Source organism: Rhodococcus sp. T9N, assembly GCF_024436645.1.
Taxonomy (GTDB): Bacteria; Actinomycetota; Actinomycetes; order Mycobacteriales; family Mycobacteriaceae; genus Rhodococcus_F; species Rhodococcus_F qingshengii.
The window spans coordinates 95980-112069 of record NZ_JAMSKS010000019.1 but is presented as its reverse complement, the minus strand read 5'-3'; the positions used below and the strand labels follow the sequence as shown (position 1 = coordinate 112069).

General features: G+C 64.5%; 17 protein-coding genes and 1 other RNA gene. 8 read left to right on the top strand and 10 right to left on the bottom strand.

Features of this window, described 5'->3' with window-relative positions; genetic code table 11:
- Positions 1 to 58: 58 nt before the first annotated feature.
- Positions 59 to 1630, bottom strand: coding sequence for an alpha/beta hydrolase (locus M1L53_RS25805; protein WP_007735453.1), 1572 nt, complete (start codon positions 1628 to 1630; stop codon positions 59 to 61).
- 207 nt (positions 1631 to 1837) lie between these two features.
- On the opposite strand from M1L53_RS25805, the gene panB reads away from it, so the two are divergent.
- The 3 genes from panB to pip are packed head-to-tail and all read left to right on the top strand — an operon-like array spanning position 1838 to position 4170.
- The gene (gene panB, locus M1L53_RS25800; protein WP_003941624.1) at positions 1838 to 2689 is read left to right on the top strand and encodes a 3-methyl-2-oxobutanoate hydroxymethyltransferase; all 852 of its coding nucleotides are present in this window, start codon (positions 1838 to 1840) and stop codon (positions 2687 to 2689) included.
- A 51-nt stretch (positions 2690 to 2740) separates the two neighbouring features.
- Positions 2741 to 3178, top strand: coding sequence for a hypothetical protein (locus M1L53_RS25795; RefSeq protein WP_007735455.1), 438 nt, complete (start codon positions 2741 to 2743; stop codon positions 3176 to 3178).
- Positions 3178 to 4170, top strand: a complete 993-nt coding sequence (pip, locus tag M1L53_RS25790; protein WP_054186669.1) for a prolyl aminopeptidase — start codon at positions 3178 to 3180, stop codon at positions 4168 to 4170. Before M1L53_RS25795 ends, pip begins: the two co-directional genes overlap by 1 nt.
- Before the next feature lie 4 nt (positions 4171 to 4174).
- Here the strand turns inward: pip and M1L53_RS25785 are convergent, their stop codons facing one another.
- The 3 genes from M1L53_RS25785 to rnpB all read right to left on the bottom strand — a co-directional run bounded on the left by M1L53_RS25785 (position 4175) and on the right by rnpB (position 6612).
- Complete coding sequence (locus tag M1L53_RS25785) at positions 4175 to 5584, bottom strand: RNB domain-containing ribonuclease (protein ID WP_054186668.1); 1410 nt, start codon at positions 5582 to 5584, stop codon at positions 4175 to 4177.
- Positions 5585 to 5692: 108 nt separating this feature from the next.
- Positions 5693 to 5878, bottom strand: a complete 186-nt coding sequence (locus tag M1L53_RS25780; RefSeq protein ID WP_007735457.1) for a hypothetical protein — start codon at positions 5876 to 5878, stop codon at positions 5693 to 5695.
- 319 nt (positions 5879 to 6197) lie between these two features.
- An RNA gene (rnpB, locus tag M1L53_RS25775) (RNase P RNA component class A) lies at positions 6198 to 6612 on the bottom strand.
- Positions 6613 to 6666: 54 nt separating this feature from the next.
- Here rnpB and M1L53_RS25770 point away from each other — a divergent pair.
- Both M1L53_RS25770 and M1L53_RS25765 read left to right on the top strand, forming a co-directional pair.
- Positions 6667 to 7194, top strand: a complete 528-nt coding sequence (locus M1L53_RS25770; protein WP_007735458.1) for a DUF1697 domain-containing protein — start codon at positions 6667 to 6669, stop codon at positions 7192 to 7194.
- Between the two features lie 28 nt (positions 7195 to 7222).
- Positions 7223 to 8458, top strand: coding sequence for an SLC13 family permease (locus M1L53_RS25765; RefSeq protein WP_054186667.1), 1236 nt, complete (start codon positions 7223 to 7225; stop codon positions 8456 to 8458).
- Positions 8459 to 8487: 29 nt separating this feature from the next.
- On the opposite strand, the gene M1L53_RS25760 is transcribed toward M1L53_RS25765, so the two are convergent.
- The 4 genes from M1L53_RS25760 to cobC form a co-directional block, all read right to left on the bottom strand.
- Positions 8488 to 9627, bottom strand: coding sequence for a bifunctional RNase H/acid phosphatase (locus M1L53_RS25760; protein WP_054186666.1), 1140 nt, complete (start codon positions 9625 to 9627; stop codon positions 8488 to 8490).
- On the bottom strand, positions 9624 to 10361 hold the full coding sequence (locus M1L53_RS25755) for a zinc ribbon domain-containing protein (RefSeq protein WP_003941604.1): 738 nt from the start codon (positions 10359 to 10361) through the stop codon (positions 9624 to 9626). The genes M1L53_RS25760 and M1L53_RS25755 overlap by 4 nt, the downstream gene beginning before the upstream one ends.
- Positions 10362 to 10469: 108 nt before the next feature.
- A complete protein-coding gene (locus M1L53_RS25750; RefSeq protein WP_007735465.1) occupies positions 10470 to 11603 on the bottom strand; it encodes a Nif3-like dinuclear metal center hexameric protein in 1134 nt (377 codons plus the stop codon).
- The gene (cobC, locus tag M1L53_RS25745) at positions 11600 to 12634 is read right to left on the bottom strand and encodes an Rv2231c family pyridoxal phosphate-dependent protein CobC (RefSeq protein ID WP_054186665.1); all 1035 of its coding nucleotides are present in this window, start codon (positions 12632 to 12634) and stop codon (positions 11600 to 11602) included. The genes M1L53_RS25750 and cobC overlap by 4 nt, the downstream gene beginning before the upstream one ends.
- A gap of 56 nt (positions 12635 to 12690) precedes the next feature.
- Here cobC and M1L53_RS25740 point away from each other — a divergent pair, with 56 nt between their 5' ends.
- Genes M1L53_RS25740 through M1L53_RS25730 form a run of 3 tightly spaced genes read left to right on the top strand, consistent with a single transcriptional unit; the run spans position 12691 to position 14851 of the window.
- On the top strand, positions 12691 to 13386 hold the full coding sequence (locus M1L53_RS25740) for an HAD hydrolase-like protein (RefSeq protein ID WP_042445748.1): 696 nt from the start codon (positions 12691 to 12693) through the stop codon (positions 13384 to 13386).
- Complete coding sequence (locus tag M1L53_RS25735; RefSeq protein WP_054186664.1) at positions 13373 to 13864, top strand: low molecular weight protein-tyrosine-phosphatase; 492 nt, start codon at positions 13373 to 13375, stop codon at positions 13862 to 13864. The genes M1L53_RS25740 and M1L53_RS25735 overlap by 14 nt, the downstream gene beginning before the upstream one ends.
- 48 nt (positions 13865 to 13912) lie before the next feature.
- On the top strand, positions 13913 to 14851 hold the full coding sequence (locus M1L53_RS25730; protein ID WP_054186663.1) for an SURF1 family protein: 939 nt from the start codon (positions 13913 to 13915) through the stop codon (positions 14849 to 14851).
- On the opposite strand, the gene M1L53_RS25725 is transcribed toward M1L53_RS25730, so the two are convergent.
- Both M1L53_RS25725 and M1L53_RS25720 read right to left on the bottom strand, forming a co-directional pair.
- Complete coding sequence (locus M1L53_RS25725) at positions 14792 to 15799, bottom strand: cobalamin biosynthesis protein (protein WP_081377474.1); 1008 nt, start codon at positions 15797 to 15799, stop codon at positions 14792 to 14794. The genes M1L53_RS25730 and M1L53_RS25725 overlap by 60 nt on opposite strands.
- A gap of 65 nt (positions 15800 to 15864) precedes the next feature.
- Positions 15865 to 16089, bottom strand: a complete 225-nt coding sequence (locus M1L53_RS25720) for a hypothetical protein (protein ID WP_050656439.1) — start codon at positions 16087 to 16089, stop codon at positions 15865 to 15867.
- Position 16090 lies beyond the last annotated feature (1 nt).

Here is a 16090-nt window from a genome sequence, read left to right as displayed (position 1 = left end):
CCGGTTAACAGAGTGATTGGTCACCATCGAATAGGCGCAGCGTACGGCGCCGCGCCGGCTAACATGTCAGACCCTCTTCCGGAGCCTTCAAGTAAACGAAGTAGTCGACGACGGCATCGTCGACGCAGGAGTTTCCGTCCAGAACCACCGTGTGTTGGGTTCCGTCGAACGTGATCAGAGCAGCGCCCAACTGCTTCGCGAGATCCACTCCCGCCTGATACGGGGTCGCCGGATCCTGCGTCGTGGACACGACGACCAGCTGCGGCAGACCGGCGTCAGCGAGTGCCTGGGGGTCGAGCGCGTGAGGGCTGCCGGTAGCCGGAACGGGCCAGAACGCGCACAGGTCGAGCGGCGCTTGACCCGTCCCGCGGCCGTCGTCGAGGAACGGCGCCGCCTCGCGGTACCGAGTGTCGGATTCGCCGGCCTCGGCGCGGTCGGTGGTTGCCGGATCGTCCACGCAGCGAATGGCGTTGAACGCGTCGTTGATGTTGGAGTAGCTGCCGTCATCCTCACGGCCTTCGTACATGTCGGCGAGATTGAGCAGCGAGTCGCCGCGTCCGTCGGCCAGACTCGACAGACCCCCACGCAGCGGCGTCCACAACTGTGGCGAGTACAGAGCTTGCTGCACGCCCGTGATCGCGTCGGAATAACTCAGCCCGCGCGGATCGGTGGTCTGTGCCGGCTTCTCGATCAACGGATCGACGAGTGCCTGAAAGCGTGCCTGCGCCTGCGCCGGATCATCACCCAGCGGGCAATCCGTTCGCGAGACACAGTCGGCGACAAAGGCGTCGAACGCGCCTTGGAAGCCCTGCCCCTGCAAGACCACTTCGTCGACCGGATCCTGCTCGGGGTCGAGCGCGCCGTCGAGGACCATCGCTCGGACGTTCTGCGGAAAGGTTTCCGCGTACGTGGATCCGAGCCGGGTCCCGTACGAGAACCCGAGGTAGTTCATCTTCGGATCGCCGAGAACGCCCCGAATGACGTCCATATCTCGCACCACCTCGTAGGTACCGACATGAGCGAGGAACTCCGTACCGGTCCGCTCAGCGCACTTGGCGGCGTAGTCCTTGCTGTCCGCCTCGGCGAGAGCGATGCCCTCCGGCGTCATGTCGACGTTGACCTCCGCACGCTCCGCGTCGGTCTCCTCCGGCGTCAAACACCGAACCTGCGGGGTCGACGCCCCGATCCCCCGCGGATCGAAGCCGATCATGTCGAAACGTTCCTGCAATTCGGTGCCCGAACCCGAGGTCGCCATCGACAGCCCGGACCCACCCGGCCCGCCGGGGTTCAGCAACAGTGAGCCGATGCGGTCGCCGGTTGCCTTCGAACGCGAGATCACCACCTTCGCGGTGTCGCCGTTCGGATTCGCGTAGTCGACGGGAACGCTCACCTCGGCGCAGTCGATCCCACGCCCCAGCGGCGCAGTTCCTTCTTCGACAAATTGGTCGCACGAACCCCAGTCGAGCGTCTGCTCGTAGAATTTCTCGAGGCCGGACGGCACCGCGGACGCGGCAGAACCAGCAGGTTCCACTGATTCGGGCGTGCCTTCCGAACTGGTGCAACCGACAACCAACACGAGCACTGCTGCGCTTCCGGCGAGGGCACCGGAGAGGCGAACGAACTTCGACATGCCATCGATGGTGCCAGGAAACCGCGATAGCCAGCGGTTCGCCTCGTCTCGGCACCTACCTGATACGCGCGCGGTGATGTGACCCATTGCACCCCGTCAACTATTCGTGTCGGCGATGTCCGGTGGCAGACTGAACACGTCATCACCCACACCCGGGGACCCGAAGGCGATCAACGCTCAGGGCCTCGAGGCCAGAAAGGGACAACGATGTCCGAAACACCTCTCTACGGTTCTGTACCCACTGCAAGCTCTACCGATGCACCGAAGCGTAAGACGCGCATTCACCACCTCGCCGAGATGAAGCAGAACGGCGAACGCTGGTCGATGCTCACCGCTTACGACTACTCCACGGCACGCATCTTCGAAGACGCAGGCATCCCGGTGCTGCTCGTCGGCGACTCTGCCGCCAACGTCGTCTACGGCTACGACACCACCGTGCCGATCACCGTCGACGAACTGCTCCCGCTCGTGCGTGGCGTCGTTCGCGGCGCGCCGCACGCACTCGTCGTCGCCGACCTCCCCTTCGGCACCTACGAGGGTTCCGCCGAGCAGGCCCTGGCGACTGCCACACGGTTCATGAAGGAAGGCCTCGCGCACGCCGTCAAACTCGAGGGCGGTGAGCGGATGAGCAAGCAGATCGCGGCAATCACCTCGGCCGGCATCCCCGTCATGGCACACGTCGGATTCACCCCGCAGAGCGTGAACTCGCTCGGCGGATTCCGCGTCCAGGGTCGCGGCGACGCGGCCGAGCAGCTTGTGGCGGACGCCATTGCAGTCCAGGAAGCCGGGGCGTTCTCCGTCGTCATGGAAATGGTTCCGGCCGAGATTGCGGGCCAGGTCAGCCGCAAACTCACCATCCCCACCGTCGGCATCGGGGCCGGTTCCGAATGCGACGCTCAGGTACTCGTCTGGCAGGACATGGCGGGTTACACGAGTGGTAAGACAGCCAAGTTCGTCAAGCGTTTCGGTAACGTCGGTGACGAACTGCGTTCCGCAGCCGCAGCCTATGCATCAGAAGTTCGCACTGGCGCTTTCCCGGCCGCAGAACACAGTTTCTGATCCGAGACCGGCGAACGCCGCCTGTCTCTCAACCAGCCAGGGGTGCGTTCAATGATCGGTAACCGTCGAAGTTCTACTGCCGCAGCTGTAGTCGGCGCGGCAGCTCTCGTCACGGTGCTGAGCGGATGCGCGGGAGGGTCCACCAACTCTCCCGCGCCCAGCAGCACTACGCCCGCGAGTTCCACCACGACGGCGCCGGCAACAACCGCGTCCGGTTCGACGTTCACCGACGCTCAAGTCCAGCAGTTGTGCTCGGATATGGAAGGGCAGCTGCAGAACTGGCGGACCGTCACCCCGACGCTCGGCAAGGGCGGACTGAACACGATCGTCATCACGTGGGCGACGCAGAACGGCATCAACCTGCTCGATCTCGCTCAGAACCGCGAAAGCATCGACGCGGCAACCTCAGCCGCGTGCCCCGACGTCCGGAGCGGCGCGATTTCCGCACTCGAGATCCCCGATCTCGCCTCCGGCCTGGTGGGCTTCTGATGACCGACACGTCAGCCACTTCAGGGCAGCCGTCGACTCTCCGGAGTCTGTATCCCCCGATCGAGCCTTTCGTCACCGGCTTCCTCGATGTCGGTGACGGCCAGAGCATGTACTGGGAAGTCAGCGGAAATCCGGACGGCAAGCCGGTGGTGTTCCTGCACGGTGGCCCCGGCGGTGGTGCGCAACCGGCGGTACGCCAGTTCTTCGATCCGGCTGCATACCGCATCGTTCTACTCGACCAGCGCGGCTGCGGGCGGTCCACCCCTCACGTTGCCGACGGCGCCGACCTGTCGGTGAACACGACGGACAAGCTGCTGGCCGACATCGAAGCCCTGCGCGAACATCTTTCGATCGACAAGTGGATGGTTTTCGGCGGGTCCTGGGGTTCCACGCTGTCCATCGCCTACGCCGAAACGTTTCCTACGCGCGTCACTGAGCTGGTCCTGCGCGGGATCTTCCTCCTGCGTCGTAGCGAGATCGACTGGTACTACAACGGCGGCGCGGGAAACATCTTCCCGGAGCGCTGGGACAAATTCCTCGAACCGGTACCCGAGGCGCAGCGCGGCGAAGACCTCGTCGCGGTCTATCACCAACTGCTCCATTCCGAAGACCCCGCCGTCGCAGCCCGGGCAGCGATCGCCTGGTCGGCTTGGGAAGGATCGACGAGCTACCTGTACCCACAGGCGGACAAGATCGAACAGAACTCCGAGACCCGGTTCGCCTTGGCTTTCGCCCGTATCGAGAACCACTACTTCGTCAACGGCGGGTTCTTCGACGAGAACCAACTCCTACGCAAAAGCTCCGCACTGCACGGCATTCCGGGGACGATCGTCCAGGGCCGCTACGACGTCGTCTGCCCGGCCACCAGCGCCTGGGCGCTGCACAAGGCGTGGCCCGAATCCAAGCTCGTGATCGTCGACGACGCCGGACACTCCGCGATGGAGCCCGGCATCGCACATCACTTGGTGGAAGCCACCGATTCTTACCGGTAGCTCGCTACGCCGGGAACGTGAACTCCACCGTCCGTTTGACGGTGTCGACGGCGGTGAGTCGCACCTTTGCGCGCTCACCGTCGTCGGGCGTTCCGACGCATTTCGCAATCACGGCGATCGACGGGACAAACACTTCCGCCGAGCGCTTTCCGTCCTTGGCGCGCATCACCACTGCGTCGAAGACCTCGCCGACCCGGCCGTCGAGCAGCGTGGACTCGGTCAGATCGATGCACGCACGGTCGACCTTGTTCGCCAGCGAGTCGGACCCACTCATGATGTCGGGCAGCTCGGGAAGTGCAGTGCGCGCCCATTCCGGTACCGGCGTACCAGCTGTGATCGCCAGACACACCTCGGTGCTGAAACGATCGGACAGCCGGCGCAGCGGAGCAGTCACGTGAGCGTAGGGCGCTCCGATCCCCGCATGCACCGTCAACTCCGGTAGTCGGCCGTCGAAGGCCGCGTAGTCTGCCCCGCGCAGCAACGACGGCGCAACCGACATCAGCGCCATAGTCGACGGCTCGTTGGAATCGAGTCCGGCAAGAATCTGCCCGACGCTTTGCCCCTCCGGCCACGTGATACCCAGCGCCACTGCAGTTCTCCGCAAGGTCCGAACCGCGGACTCCTCGGCCGGCGGCAGCGTGCGAAGCAACCCGATACCTGCGTCGATCATCATGCGGCCGGCACACATCCCGGTCAGCAGCGACACTTCTGCGTTCCAGTCGTCCGCTTCGGTGCGTGGCTCCAGTTCGATCCGCCAGCGAGCCGAGGACTCGTCCTCCGGCTGATCCCGAACCACTGACTGCTCGGGCAGTTTCAGCTCGATGGCACCCCTGGCAACCGCCGAGACACTGCGCAATCGTCCGAACTCCGGTAGTGCGGCGATGGACGGATGCAAGGTTCCCGCGTCGGCATCGCGCTGCACGGTCGAATAGTCCAGACGTGCCACCGATTTCACCAGAGCGCGTCTCACCTGCCACGACGTCGGCTCGGCCTGCGCGTCGAGTTCGATCCGCCACAGCGCGGCGGGACGAACCACGTCCGGCAGCAGACTCGCCGATCCCTCCGACAACGCTCGGGGATGCAGCGGGACGGAACCGTCCGGGAGATAGAAGGTTTGGCCCCGCTTGCGGGTTTCGATGTCGAGAGCGCCACCCGGCGTCACCACCGCCGCGACGTCGGCGATCGCGTAGTGCACGACGTACCCGGTCGAGGTCTTCTCGATGTGCACTGCCTGGTCGAGGTCCATCGATCCGGGAGGGTCGATGGTCACGAAGGCGATACCCGTTTCGTCGACACGCCCGGCACCGAAACGATCCACGGCATTCTCGGCCTCGGCCTGCGCCGCAGCCGAGAATGCTCCTGGCAAGTCGAACTCCGCCCGAACCACTCCGAAGTCGATTCCCTGCACCATCATTCGACTTGCGGGCACGCATCCTCCATGATCGGTTCGGGCCGGTGTAGCAGCAGTACCGGTCCCAGTTGTTCGAGTCCCGGCTGTTCCAAGGCTCAGTTATTCCAAGGCTCAGTTGTTCCAGTCTTCGTCTGCCCGATCGGCGGCTTTGTTGCGTTCGGCAGCGATCTTCAATGCATGCTCGGCAGAGTCCCGATCAGGGTACGGCCCCATCCTCGTCAGCGAGGACGCACCCTTTCCCTGCGTGACGGAACCGTCGGACACGTCGAAGTACCAGAGTCGATCTTCATCAGTCATATCCACAGTGTGACATCAGAGTGAGATAGAAGCTTGTAGATCGCTGTGAGACTGATATTCTTTCTACTTGGCCTGGCAGGTGAGAACCGGACATTCGAACGGTGAGTTCTGCTTGAATGCCCAACACAAGCTACGAACAGAAAATGGAGTGCGCATGTCCGCAATTCTTTACGATTACCTCCTCCCGCTCATGGGCCATGACGCGGCAACGTACTGGGCTACGCTGCTGGTCATCAAGCCTGTCTGACAGCTTTTCGAACAAGGAAGACCCCCACCGATCCGGTGGGGGTCTTCTTTTTCTCACTGTGCAGATCGCGGGCGGACGAGTCGGCGTGTAAGCCGGATCCTGTCCTGCGGCACCGAAGTGCCGAGTGGCGACCATCCATCTGGGCACACCGTCGCCGGGTGCCTCGAGCGGTTCACCCGCAGGCTCGGGCGAGCAGCCCTCGAACACCTGCGCAGCCGCACCGCGAGCGATGCGACCTTCAACCTTGCTCCGGGCGGGGTTTACCTAGCCACCCCGGTCACCCGAGGTGCTGGTGCGCTCTTACCGCACCGTTTCACCCTTACCTGCCTCGAAAGGCAGGCGGTCTGTTTTCTGTGGCACTGTCCCGCGAGTTGCCTCGGGTTGCCGTTAACAACCGCCCTGCTCTGTGGAGTCCGGACTTTCCTCGGCCCCAGGCCTGTGCGCGATACGCGCTGGTTCCAGAAGCCGCGGCCGCCCGGCCAACTCGTCCGCCCCCGTATGCTACCGGGCGCCTGTCGGTGGCCGGCACTATGGTCACCGTATGACTCGGTACGTGGCCCTGCTACGCGGTATCAACGTGGGCGGCATCAACATCAAGATGGCGGACCTGGCGAGAGTCTTCGGTGACCTCGGATTCCAAGGGGTGAAAACCGTGTTGGCCTCAGGCAACGTTCTGTTCGACAGTCCGAGCACCGACATCCCGACGCTGAAGAAACAGATCGAATCCGCCCTTGCCCGCGAGTTCGGCTACGAGGCTTGGGTGTTCGTCCTCGACCTTCCGACACTGCAGGCGATCGTGGACAACTACCCGTTCGAGCGCGAACGCGAGGGTTGGCATGCTTATGCGATGGTTGCCTCCGAGCCGGAAATCCTGGAGGAATTGAGCACTGCAGCAGCGCAACTCGATGCCTCGGTCGAGCGTGTGGCGGCAGGCGACGGAGTCCTGTACTGGGAGGTCGAGAAGGGGCAGACCGTCAAGAGCGCGTTCGGCAGGAACACCGGAAAACCGAAGTTCAAGGCGTTCACCACAACCCGAAACCTGAACACGCTCTACAAACTGCTCAAATGACGCTCGCCCCGACACGGAGCACCATCGCGTGACTCTTCTACCGATCCTGCTCGTCGCCCTCGTCCTCGTCTTCGCGATAGTGCGTCCACGCGGGCTTCCCGAGATCGTCATCGCCGGGCCGGCAGCTGTCGTCGTTCTCCTGACCGGCGTCGTAACTCTCGACGAAGCCCGCGACGAACTGGCGAGCATGGCACCCACCGTCGTCTTCCTGGTTGCCGTGCTGGTTCTCGCTCATGCCGCCGATGCTCTCGGCGTCTTTCGCTGGGTCAGCCAGATCCTGCAGCAAAGATCCCTCGCCGATCCACACCGGTTGCTGATCTATGTGTTCGGCGCCGCCGCCCTGACCACGGCGGTCCTGAGCCTCGACGCCACCGTCGTGCTGCTGACACCCGCGGTGATCGCGGCCGCACGATCCATCGGAGCAAGTCCCCGGCCGCATTCCTATGCCAGTGCGCACCTGTCGAATTCGGCGTCGACCCTGCTGCCGGTGTCCAACCTGACCAACCTCATCGCGTTTGCCGCAACAGGTTTGACGTTCTTGCACTTCACCGCATTGATGGCGTTGCCGTGGGTCGTGACGATCGCTGTCGAGTACCTGATTTTTCGACTGTTCTTCCGTTCGGAACTCGCGCGGGGCGACAGCGCCGAACCGACGGTGGCAGCCAGATCTGCGCCTGCGCCGATTCTGCCGCTGACGGTGATCGGAATGACGCTGCTCGGTTTCGCGGTTTCGGGTTTCTTCGGGATCGAGCCCGCCTGGATCGCGGTGGTGGGTGCGAGTGTCCTGGGAGCGATCGCTCTGGCTCGGCACCGTACGACCGCCGCCAAGATGCTCTACGCTGCCGACCTCTGGTTCTGCGCGTTCGTCCTGGTTCTCGGAATCATCGTCGCCGGAGTCGCGAACGGGCCGGTGGGCGAATGGATTGCGCAGATCCTGCCAGGCGACACCAGCTACGGCTCACTGCTCTTTGTCGCCGCGGTAGCGGCGGTTGCGTCCAATCTCGTCAACAACCTGCCGGCAACCTTGCTGATGATCGCAGCGCTCGGAACGGCGGCACCTCCAGCGCTGGTGCTTGCGATGTTGATCGGCGTCAACCTCGGCCCCAACCTCACCTACGTGGGCTCACTGGCAACGATGCTCTGGCGACGAGTCGCCACCAGCGCGGGCGCACCGCCCACGCTGGCGACATTCACTCTGCTCGGGGTCATCACGACGCCACTGACATTGCTCGCCGCCGTGAGTGCCCTGTGGTTGGTGATCTGATCAGAGGCTGATCAGCCGTCGGGGCTCTTTCAGCGAAGGTGTGACGTGTCGTTGACCAACCGGACCGAGGCTCCCCCGTCGGGATAGAACTCGGTGATACTCAGCGACGCCAGATCCAGATGCAACCGGTACAGCAACGACGGCCCGGCATCGAGGGCCAGCTGCACCAAAGTCTTGATCGGGGTGACGTGAGAGACGACCAACAGCGTCGCGCCGCCGTAGGTCGAGATCAGGTCGTCACGCGCGGCGACGACTCGTTCGCGTACCTCGTCGAAACTCTCGCCGCCCGGTGGACGCACCGAAGTGTCCGAGAGCCATTCGCGATGCAGGTCCGGGTCACGCTCGGCAGCCTCGCGGAACGTGAGTCCGTCCCAGTCGCCGAAATCGGTTTCGATCAAACCCTTGTGCTCGACGACGGGTAAACCGAGCACGCGGGCCGATGCCTCTGCCGTCTCACGGGTTCTGCCGAGGGGTGAGCAGACGATGGCGTCGATACCGCCTCGGTTCCCGAAGCGTCCGGCTGCGCCGGCAGCCTGCGCGCGGCCCAGTTCCGTGAGCTCCGGATTCCCGCGTCCGGAATACCGGCGATCGACCGACATCGCTGTCTGTCCGTGACGTAGCAACAACATTCGTGTCGGCTTGCCGGTGGTGGCGATCCATCCCGGAGAGCCGGCGATCTGCGGCTCCGACGTCTCTTCGGACGGCGCGGCAGGTGCAGCAGGTGCGGGGGCCGAAGGTGCGACTGGGCCGGTTTCGATGCCGGCAGCCGCGTCCATCGCCTCGTTGGCAAGACGATCGGCATGAGAGTTCTCGCCGCGAGGAATCCACGTGTAGGTCACTCGCGAGAACTGCGTCGCCAGCTCGGCAGCGCGCCGCTGCAGCGGAATCATGTCCGGGTGCTTGACCTTCCAGCGCCCGGACATCTGCTCGACGACCAACTTGGAATCCATGCGGACGTCGACCGTCGACGCGCCGAGCTCACCGGCAGCGGTCAACCCGGCGATCAGTCCGCGGTACTCGGCGACGTTGTTGGTCGCGATACCGATGCTTTCCTTGCGTTCGGCCAACACCGAGCGCGAGGCGTCCAACACCACCGCTCCGTAGCCGGCCGGACCGGGATTGCCCCGCGATCCACCGTCGGCCTCGACGATGACCTGCGAGAGAGTCACAGACCGGACTCCTTGGTACGCACCATGATTGCATTGCACTCTGGGCAACGAACTACGACGTCGGCCGGTGTCGCGGCGATTCGGGAGATCTCGCCGCGGTCGATCTCGATCCGGCAAGCGCCGCATCGGCGTGCCTGCAGAAGCGCCGCGCCCGGTCCGCCCAGGCTGCGCTGCTTCTCGTAGACAGCAAGGAAATCGGCGGGGAATTCACCGACGAGTCGTTCTCGATCGGCGGCGCAACGCTCCTGCGCCTTGTCCAGATCAGCGACGGCATCGTCGCGGCGACGCTTGGCGTCGATCAGCTCTTCTTCGGCCTGGGACAGCTGGGCACCGGCGTGATCGTGATCGGCCTGCAACGCCTCACGCTGCTCCATCACTTCGAGCAACTCGTCTTCGAGGAGCCCCTGACGCCGGACCAGGCTGCCGAGTTCGTGTTCGAGTTCGGTGAGCTGCTTCGCCCCGACCGACCCGCTCTGCAAGAGTGTGCGGTCACGATCCTCGCGCTGACGAACCGCGTCGACCTCGCCTTCGAGCTTGCGAATGTCGCGATCGATGTCGTCGATCTGGATTTCGACGGCTACGGACGCGTCTTTACGGCTGATTCGCTCGGCCTCGAGACGTTCGACTTCCTGCTGCTCGGGAAGCGCTCCGCGTCGGTGGGTGATCCGAGTGAGCTCAGCATCCACCCCAGCGAGGTCGAGAAGCTTGGATTGCACCTGTGGTTCGACGTTCACGCTGTATAACTCCTGCTGTAAGTCCGATGTCGGCAGTGCTCGCGAAGGACGGCTCTCGAAGAACTGCTCTTGAATTGTTCGTGCAACCGTACCTTGCAGAGCGCTGCACTAATGCGCACTCAAACACCACGGATCGGTGCGAATTGTCGAAACCCGGCTTTCCCACTCCGGATTGTCGGCAAACGCGGCGTCGAGCACCGATTTCGCCTGTGCGCACCACGGGTATTCACTCGCCCAGTGCGCGACGTCGACCAAAGCCGGGCCACCGGCGCGTAGATGCTCGTCCGCGGGATGATGCCGCAGGTCCGCAGTGACGTAGACGTCGGCGCCCAGTGCCGCCACCACGTCGAGATACGAGTCGCCGGAACCGCCGCACACCGCCACGGTACGAACGGTCGCTTCTGGATCTCCGGCCGCGCGAACACCCCACTCGGTCGAGGGCAGTGAGCGCGCCACTCGCGCGGTGAATTCCCGCAAGGTTTCGGGGTGGTCGAGCTCACCCAACCGCCCCAGTCCGAGTGAACTGGGGAACGCTGCGAGTTCGAAGACATCGAAGGCCGGTTCCTCGTACGGATGGGAGGCACGCAATGCGCCCAGCACTGCGCTTCGCTTTCCGCGAGGGGCAATCACTTCCACACGATTCTCGCGAACCTGCTCCACAGCGCCGACGGTCCCGATCGTCGGATTCGCTCCGTCGGCGGGCAGGAACTGACCCGTACCGGTGACGGTCCAACTGCACTGGCTGTAGTCACCGATCCGCCCAGCCCCGGCCTCGAAAAGTGCATCCTGCACGGCCGATGCATTCTCCACCGGAACCATGACGACCCACTTGTCGAGCGGCTGCGTCGGCTTGGGTTCGATCGGGCGCAGCACGGTCAGGCCCAGAGCCTGCGCCAACGCGTCGGACACTCCGGGGTCGGCCGAGTCCGCATTGGTGTGCGCCGAGAACAGCGCGCACCCCGCCTTGATGAGCTTGTGAACCAACGCACCTTTGGGTGTGTGAGCACCGACGGTGTCCACCCCACGCAGCAGAAGTGGATGGTGAACGACCAGAAGGTCGGCACCGGAGGCGATGGCGTCGTCGACCACTGCCTCGGTCGGATCCACCGCGAAAACCACTCTCGTCACAGCGTCGGCCGGATCGCCGCAGACCAGGCCGACCGAGTCCCACGATTCCGCCAGGGCCGGCGGATAAGCGGATTCCAGCACGGCTATGACGTCCGCAAGGGTTGGGCCACTCACAAGATCTCCTTCATCGCTTCGATCAGTACCGCAACCTGCTCGGCTGGACGGACGGCCACGCGCAGCCGATCCGGGCCGAGTCCGGGAAAGGTGTCGCACCTGCGGACGGCGATTCCGCGGGCACGCAGGTGCTCTCGCATCGTGGCGCCGTCACGGAGGTCGATGAGCACGAACGGCCCCGCAGCGGGTTCGTGCACGGCAATCCCGATCTCGGTCAGTCGCCGCGACATGTCTCGGCGGTCCACGGCAATCGCGTCGGCTTTGATCCTCGACTGCTCGACGGCGAACGGTTCGCAGCACGCCGTGATGGCCTCGATCTGCAGACTGCCCAACGGCCAGTGGGCTCGGCCGTGACTGAGTCGAGCCAGAAGATCGGGAGAGCCGATCGCGTATCCACACCGCAATCCGGCGAGCGCCCACGTCTTGGTCAGGCTCCGAAGGACCAGTACATCCGCCGACTCGACACCGGCGATGCTCTCCGTTTCGCCGGGGACCGCGTCGCCGAAGGCCTCGTCCACCACCAGGATCCGGCCCGGCTGACGCAATGCCAACACATCGGCCTTGGGGTGAAGCACGGACGTCGGGTTGGTCGGATTGCCCAGAACGACAAGGTCCGCGGATTCGGGTACCTGCGCGGTCCGAAGCTCGAAAGGCGGCTCCAGAATCACTTGAGTCACCGGCACACCGGCCTCTCGCAGTGCCAGTTCCGGCTCGGTGAACGACGGATGGATCAGCGCTGCCGAACGAGCGCCCAGGCGCGGCAGCATCGCGAATCCCTCGGCACCGCCCGAGAGCAACAACACCTCTTCGGGCCGGCGCCTGTGCCGCTGCGCGACCGTTTCGCGTGCCTTCAGTTCCGCCGCGGCCGACGGGTACGAACCGAGCGTCGCCAGCCCTGCGGCCAGCCGATCCCGCAACCACTTCGGCGGGCCGGAGCCTTGAACGTTGACGGCAAAATCGAGTAACCCGGGCTCCGCTTCGACATCGCCGTGATGTCGCAAGCTCTCCAGGTCAACCGTTCCGGTACTCACCCGGTCAGCCTACGGTCGAGCACCGTGCGCGGACATCACCCCTGCCGTCCGGGACAATGAGTGCCGTGACGACACCACCGCTCGACCGCTTTCCCGTAGTTCTGTTCGATCTGGACGGCACCATCACCGATTCCGCTCCCGGCATTCACGGCGGCTTCCGACACGCGTTGGCAACTGTCGGCCATCCGGAGCCGACGGAAGCGATGTTGGCATCGGTGATCGGCCCGCCGATGGTCGACACCTTCAGGTCACTCGGTATGGCCCCGGCGGACGTGGATCGGGCGATCGCCGCGTACATCGAGCGTTACGACGCGACCGGGTGGCAGGAGAACTCGGTGTACGAAGGCATGGACGTCGTCCTGGGTAAGGCTCGCGCGAGCGGCACCCGACTGGCCGTCGCCACCTCCAAGTCGGAGCGATTCGCCATTCGCATCCTCGAGCATTTCGGCCTGGCCGAGCACTTCGAGTTCATCGGCGGCGCGAGTGACGACGGAACTCGTCGGGCTAAACCCGATGTGATCGCGCATTCGCTGACCTCACTCGGGATCACTCCCGTCCTCGCATCCGACGGCGGAACCCCCGACGTTCTCATGATCGGCGACCGTGATCACGACGTGCTCGGCGCCGCGAAGTACGGCATCCCCACCGTCGTCGTCGAATGGGGCTACGGTTCCGCCGAGGAAGCGCGGCAAGCGTTTCGCTCCGTATCGTCGGCATCCGAACTGGGAGGACTTCTCGATGGCCGCCACTGAACCACTCCACGTGACTGAATCACTTCATGTGACGTTTGTGTGCACCGGCAATATCTGCCGGTCACCGATGGCCGAAAAGATCTTGCTCGCGCATCTGGACCGTGAAGGCCTCGCCGACCGAGTCCGTGTCAGCAGTGCAGGTACCGAGGGGTTTCACACCGGTAGCGAGGCCGACGAGCGGACCAACGTCGTGCTCCGAGCGGCCGGATATCCGACGGGCCACAGTGCCGCGCAGGTCAATGCAGATCATCTCGCGGCCGATCTGGTCGTCGCCCTCGACACCGGCCATGAACGTGAGCTTGCTCATCTCGGCGTGCCAACCGAGCGTCGGCGCCTACTGCGATCGTTCGACCCCGAGGCTGACGGAGAATCGGTTCCGGACCCGTACTACGGGGATCAGGAGGACTTCGAACTGGTGCGAGACCAGATCGAAGCAGCCATTCCCGACATACTCGACTGGATCCGCGAGCGAGCCTGAACCCGGAGCAAAATTCACTCCCGTTCGGGCAACGGATACCGTGGACGTGTGCGAAGACTGAAATTCCTGTTGCGGCCCGGTTGGTTGGTACTGGCAGCTGTGGTCGGGCTCTTCGCCTACCTGTGCTTCACCGTGCTCGCTCCGTGGCAGCTCGGCAAGAACACGAAGACCGAGCACCGCAATGATCTGATCTCGAACTCGATCAACGCGGAGACCGTGCCGATCGGTGATGTCATCGCCGATTCGACGATCGCACCGGACGACGAATGGCGAAACATCACCGCGGCAGGCACCTATCTGCCGGACGCCGACATCCTCGTTCGACTGCAGTCCATCGAGGGCGCACCGTCGTACGAGATCCTGACGCCTTTCCGCCTGGACGACGGTCGCACGATCCTCGTCAATCGCGGATACGTTCGGCCGATCAACGGCGCCGAGGCACCGCCCATCGCCGCGCCGCCGACCGATCCGGTCACCCTCAACGGTCGCGTGCGTCTGTCGGAAGGCACCGCGCCCGGCCGAGTTCCGATGTTCGAGGACGGCGCGAAACAGGTCTACTCGATCGACGCACAACCTATCGGCGAGTTCATCGGAACGGACCTGATCGACGCGTACATCCAACTCGAACCCGACCAGCCCGGCGGCCTGGGGACGATCCCTCTCCCCCAACTCGACGCGGGCCCCTACCTCTCGTACGGGTTCCAATGGCTGGCGTTCGGCATCATGGCGCCGCTCGGACTGGCTTACTTCATTCGCGCCGAGTGGCGCGAACGTCGCAAGGAAAAGGCAGCTCAAGCAGCTGTGGACGGTTTCGCAGCCGACGACGCCGCTGCCGAGACGACCCCGGAAGCGCCGGTGTCCGCGCCTGCCGCACCCCCCGCCGAACCGGCTCGTACCTTCAGCCGTCGCAAGAAGCCGGAGCCGGAATCAGTGCCGCTGACGGCGCAGGAAGCCAAACTTGCCGATCGATACGGCAATACCCGCTGACACCACAACTGCACTGATCTGCACCGCCGACGAAAGCCTCGACGCGCGGCGCAGATCGTTCGGCGTCGGGACAGGCCCGCGGCCGAGGACGGGACGCATCTCCACCCCGTGCGCGTACTCGGTCCGACCACCCAACGAAATGCCCAACGCCCCTGCCGCCGACGCTTCCGCGACGCCCGCATTGGGGCTTGGATGAGCCGCTGCGTCGCGTTTCCACGCCGCCAGTGATTCCTGAACCGAGCCGCCTACCACCGGTGCACACGCAGCCGTCAGCGCACCTGTCAGCCGAGCGGGGACGATGTTGACCAGGTCGTCGAACCTCGCCGCAGCCCACCCGAATCTGAGGTATTTCTCGGAGCGGTAGCCGATCATCGCGTCGAGTGTGTTGGCAGCGCGGTAGACGAACAGACCTGGCACGCCCGCAATTGCACCCCAGAACACTGCGCCGACGGTTGCATCCGAGGTGTTCTCGGCAACCGACTCCAGTGCTGCACGCGTGAGGCCCTCCTCGCCCAGCACCGAGGGATCGCGTCCGCAGAGTGAAGGAAGTAGCTCACGCGCTGTCGTCAGGTCGCCGTCGACCTGTGACGCCTCCAATCGAGCGGCCATGTCGATGCCGGTGCGTGCAAGCGACGTCCCGCCGAGCACGGCCCAGGTAGCTATCGCCGTCGTACCCGTGACGGCCACCCAACCGGCCCGGCGCGACGCTGTTTCGGCTGCGAGCCCAAGTCCTGCGGTGCCGGCCAAGAGCACGGCGACATGAAGTGTTCCGGCCGCTCGCGAGTCCCGGTAAGAGATCTTCTGCAGCGCGATAGCTGCGGTTCCGAAGCCGGCAACCGGATGGAACCGCCCCGGATCGGCGAATGCCCGATCCGCGACGAAGCCGAGGAGAAGCCCGGCAGCTCGCGCATTGAATCGAGATTGGGACGAGCGAACCGAAATGTGCACGAGCGTAGTTGTAGCAGCCACGCTCGTTCTCTGGCCAACCGTCACGTGTCTGCCCGCGCTGATCTCTAGCCGTCCCAGTCGATCGTCAGATAGATCAAGCGGTGCATTCGGTTGATCTCCCAGACGCGGGCAATCCCGGTCGCCAGTGCGTCGCTCTGGGAACGAACCCGGATCGTCTGCCCCGCGAACAACGCAACACTGAGACTGGGCATCTCGGCGATGTGTATGTGCGGACGGGTGGGATGCACGCGCGTCGGGTCGACGGCTACTTCGATCACAGAACTGGACATG